Here is a 267-nt window from a genome sequence, read left to right on the forward strand (position 1 = left end):
CTCATAAATGTTTTCTTTACCAATATATTCCTTTTCAAAAGGCTTTCCACTTTCAATATGGCGTATCACGGGCTCCATATCTTCTTGATTTTCTATGCCAAATTTTGACTTACCCAGGCCTGACTGAAGTGCCTGTAAATATGCATTTAATGGCTGGTTATTTTGAAGATGTAAAATAGGCTCTTTCTGGCCAACAACATGTCGAATTAATGTTGGTAGTGCCGTCATCGGTCTATTCCGATTGGGCAAAATCTCTGTACCTACTAT

1 protein-coding gene is annotated in these 267 nt (G+C 38.2%); it reads right to left on the reverse strand.

Annotation, left to right across the window (positions count from 1 at the left end):
- Window positions 1–228 (reverse strand): hypothetical protein (locus AAEY72_RS15115; protein WP_352311388.1); only part of this gene is annotated, 228 nt, incomplete at its 3' end.
- Window positions 229–267 lie beyond the last annotated feature (39 nt).

This window comes from Psychrobacter sp. W2-37-MNA-CIBAN-0211 (assembly GCF_040309405.1).
GTDB classification, from domain to species: domain Bacteria; phylum Pseudomonadota; class Gammaproteobacteria; order Pseudomonadales; family Moraxellaceae; genus Psychrobacter; species Psychrobacter glaciei.